2 protein-coding genes, 2 rRNA genes and 1 pseudogene are annotated in these 4,443 nt (G+C 40.6%); all 5 read right to left on the bottom strand.

The genetic code is table 11. From position 1 onward, the window contains the following. A partial coding sequence (locus tag C3420_RS16375) for a hypothetical protein (protein WP_146048173.1) occupies positions 1-389 on the bottom strand: 389 nt, incomplete at its 3' end. Between the two features lie 96 nt (positions 390-485). Next, entirely contained in the window at positions 486-1,835 is a 1,350-nt protein-coding gene (locus C3420_RS16370; RefSeq protein ID WP_103801053.1) for an aromatic acid/H+ symport family MFS transporter, read from the bottom strand. 353 nt (positions 1,836-2,188) lie between these two features. Continuing rightward, positions 2,189-3,542 (bottom strand): annotated as a pseudogene (locus C3420_RS16365) (MFS transporter). A gap of 458 nt (positions 3,543-4,000) precedes the next feature. Beyond that, positions 4,001-4,115, bottom strand: a 5S ribosomal RNA gene (gene rrf, locus C3420_RS16360). Between the two features lie 223 nt (positions 4,116-4,338). Next, positions 4,339-4,443, bottom strand: a 23S ribosomal RNA gene (locus C3420_RS16355); the annotation flags it as partial.

Genomic DNA, 4,443 nt, shown 5'->3' with positions numbered 1-4,443 from the left:
TACTTATCTATTTTCTCTGCTAAATTAAGAAATTCACTTGGTAATATATCAAGAGTTTTTTGAAACCATAATTTTTTTGCGTAATTTAGTGTCATATTCTCTTTCTTAAAAATCTTTTTATATTTTTTCATGATTCTTTCATCTCTAATATCTCTTATCCCTTGGAAGCATCCTATCAAAATTAGTTCAATTAGTAAGGATCCACCTATGCTGGAAAATTTAGCTGATTCTGTGTAGTCACGAAATCCAAATACTCCTAAGATGTTTAAGATACTTATAAAAAAAGCGATGGCTAAAGTAAAAATAATTACTAGTAACAATCTATTATTACTAAATAATTCATTATATGACTCAAACTCTAAGTAATACAAATTAATAAGTTTTTTCAAATAATTGTAGCTCTTTTACATTTCACATCATATTTATCATAAGTTAAATCATTAAAAAAGCCCCCTTTCGGAGGCTTCATTTTAAAACTCAATTTTTTAAGCTTTCGACACTGCTGGCTCGACTGAACCAATCTTGTCAGCTTCATTGTCATGCATGATCAGCGCAACCGCAATTGCTGTAATCAGTACCGGTAAACCGACTGCCATAAAGTTGAAGTGTGCAGGCAGGTTCATACCCAGTAAGCCACCAATCAAGATTGGGCCTACAATCGCACCCATACGACCAATCGCAGAAGACCAGCCAATACCTGTAGAACGTACTGCCAGTGGGTAGTACTGCGCTACATAGCTGTATAGCAACATTTGTGAACCGATTGACGCTGCACCAGCCAGGAACACCAGGATATAAAGTAAGAACTGGTTAGATGCAAAGCCCATTGAACTCATCACAATCGCACCCATAATACCCAGGAACATCAGTACTGGTTTCAGGTGGAAACGGTCAGCCAGAATACCACCGCCGACAATACCAACGACTGCACCCACGTTCATGACCATCATAAACATCAAACTGTTGTCCATTGAGTAGCCCGCAGCCATCATTAGTTTTGGCAACCAACTACTAAGTGCATACATCGTCAGCAAGCAAGTGAAGAATGCCACCCAGAACAATAATGTATTGACTGCACGACCGCGGCGGAACAGGCTAACCACGTTCGCAGCTTCAGGTACGTTTTCCTGAGGTAAAGTGAATACTGTATTTTCAGTTACTTTTAAATCTGGTGCCATACGACGCACAATCTCTCGTGCTTCCGCTTGGCGATTTTGTTTCACCATAAATGAGATAGATTCAGGTAAAAACTTCCAGATCACAGGTAATAAAAACAGTGGAATTCCCGCGATAAAGAACATGATCTGCCAACCAAAATCTGGAGTAAACCATGAGCCAAGTAAAGCAGCCATGACACCACCTACGGCATAACCACTGAACATTGTGGTTACTAAGGTACTACGCATCTTTTGTGGCGCGTATTCAGAAGTCAGTGCTACCAGGTTTGGCATTACACCACCAATGCCTAAACCAGCAAGGAAACGTAAAATCCCAAACTCAGTCGGGTTAGACGCAAAGCCACCCGCGAAAGTTAAACCACTAAACAGCACGATACAGATCATGATAACTTTTTTACGGCCAATCTTGTCTGCCAGCGAACCAAAAATCATGGCACCAAACATCATGCCTGCAAGTGCTGTACTGGCCAGCATACCTGCTTGTACTGCGCTTAAGCCCCAATCTTGCATTAAGAGTGGCAGCGTCACACCATTAATTGCTAAATCGTAGCCATCAAATAAGATAATGAGTAAACACCAAGCAACTACATTGAAGTGAAAAGGCGTAAATTTCGCATTATCGACTACAGAATTAACGTCTATTTTTTCCGTTGTCATCGTTCTCATCTCCCATGAGTACTTGTCCATAAATCCTGCTGACTATTACGACAAAACAGTCAGTTCGAGCGAATATACTGAAGTGGATTTCGCGTTACAATAAGACCATAGTTAAGGTAAATTAAAGCTTTAGAGATATACATTTATGTCATTATTCACGTTGTTATTAATATTTAAATGATTGTTTTATATATTTAAAATATATTTTTAAGTGGGTCTTTTAGTAATTTTTCTAAGTAAGAAATATATTTTGATTTCTAGTGAAAATTATGAATTTAAACGTTGAAACCCCTTATTTGAAGGGGTTTCAATGTTTTTAAAGATTAAAAATGAATATAAGAACCAGTGGGTCATTAAGCCTTGACAGTTTTAAGCTTCGGCTCTGCTACTGGATCTGCATTTACAACGCGGTCTTTACGCACAATCAGTGATACGGCAATGGCTACAATCACCACTGGTAGGCCAACAGCCATGAAGTTCAGCTGATGTGGTAATTCCATACCCAGCAGCATTCCGATCAGGATTGGACCGACAATTGCCCCACTACGCCCTACCGCTGAAGCCTAACCAATACCGGTTGAACGAACAGTTAATGGATAGTATTGCGCCACATAGCTATAAAGCAGAATCTGACTACCAATCGCTGAAGCACCTGCCACGGCAACCAGGAAGTAAATCACAGGTTGAGGAGATTTAAAGCCTAGTAGCGATAATGCCACTGCACCTGACAAACATAGAGTGATAATCACAGGTTTTAAGTGAAATTTGTCTGCCAGAATACCGCCGCCTACGGTACCAATGACCGCACCAATATTCATTGCCAGCAGGAACATTAAACTGTTACCTAACGAATAGCCTGCCGCCATCATCAGTTTCGGTAACCAGCTGCCTAAGGCATACAGTGTCAGTAAACACATAAAGAAGGCTAACCAGAATAACAGTGTGCTTGCTGTACGCCCCTGCTTAAACAAGCTGCTCACAAAAGCAGGTTCAGCAATTTTAATCTCGCTTAAAGCCAATTGAGTCTGGTCATTTAAACTGAGCTGATCATCTAAACGCTGCATGATTTGGCGAGCATTATCGTGCTTCTGCGCTTTCACCAAGAATGTCAGAGATTCTGGCAGGAATTTCCAGATTAGAGGCAATAACAGTAAAGGCACACCTGCGATAAAGAACATGATTTGCCAACCAAAATTAGGAGTAAACCATGCACCTAATAAAGCAGCCATTACACCACCCACCGCATAACCACTGAACATGGTAGTGACCAAAGTTGCACGTAAGCGTGGCATATTCAAAAGTTAAAGCCACCAGGTTCGGCATTACACCGCCAATGCCTAAACCAGCCAGGAAACGTAAAATACCGAATTCTGTGGGGTTAGAAGCAAAGCCACCTGCAAAGGTAAAACCGCTAAACAGCACCACACAGATCATGATGACTTTCTTACGGCCAATCTTGTCTGCCAGCGTACCAAACATCATCGCACCAAACATCATGCCTGCAAGTGCTGTACTCGCCAGCATACCCGCCTGTACTGCACTTAAAGACCACTGCTGCATTAAGAGCGGTAAAGCCACGCCATTAATTGCCAGGTCATAGCCATCAAATAAAATAATCAGCAAACACCAGAACACGACATTAAAGTGAAATAGAGTAAATTTGGCCTTATCAATGACCTCATTCACATTGACTGTATTCATTGTCACGTCTCACCTCCTGTGAGTTTTCAATTTCATTGTTTTAACCGCGACACATGACATTTAACTCTTTAATCTTATTTTTATTGATTTATCCCGCCATGCTTTCGCAACAGCCCTAGTTGAGCACGCCGAGCTTTGCTCAAATACTATACAAAGGTCGCAAAATGGCATGGAAAGTTAGACCGTGTGGTCCAGTTTTTAATTAATTTAATAGCAGATTAGGAAAGAAATTACATGAATATTCAATTTTTAGAAGGCAGAAGAACCATATTCAATATGGCTGGAAGACAAGTTTGTGGACATATGAGCTCCAGAGACTCATCTAGTATATGCCTATTATTTTATTAAGAGCTGAGTTTTTAGCCTAAATCCTGCTCTATTTTCATCATTTTCTACAGTTTTCTTTTTCCCAGACATAAAAAAACACCCCCTGCCATTTGACAGGGGGTGTTTTTAGAATAATGAGCTGGCGATGACTTACTCTCACATGGGTAATCCCACACTACCATCAGCGCTAAGAGGTTTCACTTCTGAGTTCGGGAAGGGATCAGGTGGTTCACTCTTGCTATGGTCGCCAGCACAACTGGTATGACTTTGCATTTGGTCTTATTCGCTTTGCATTGCTGCTTTGCTTGCCGTTGCTTGGTCAAATCTTGCACTCGTTCAAAACAGTGTTTTGAACATCGTTCATTAATAGAAATATCTGAGTTGCAGTAGTTTGATCATTAGCGTTCACTAAATCAAGCTGTTTTGCTTAATATCGAATCAATTGAGCGTTACACAACAACTGTTTGGGTGTTGTATAGTCAAGCCTCACGAGCAATTAGTATTGGTCAGCTTCATGTATCGCTACACTTCCACATCCAACCTATCAACGTCGTAGTCTTCAACGGCTCTTTAGGTGACA

It is taken from the genome of Acinetobacter sp. ACNIH3, assembly GCF_002918965.1.
In the GTDB taxonomy this organism is placed as follows: Bacteria; Pseudomonadota; Gammaproteobacteria; order Pseudomonadales; family Moraxellaceae; genus Acinetobacter; species Acinetobacter schindleri.
This window is presented reverse-complemented; position numbering and strand designations above follow the sequence as displayed.

What these genes read in the sequence shown, in the direction of transcription:
- C3420_RS16370 (WP_103801053.1), bottom strand. Translation starts at nt 1,835, where the DNA reads ATGACAACGGAAAAAATAGACGTTAATTCTGTAGTCGATAATGCGAAA.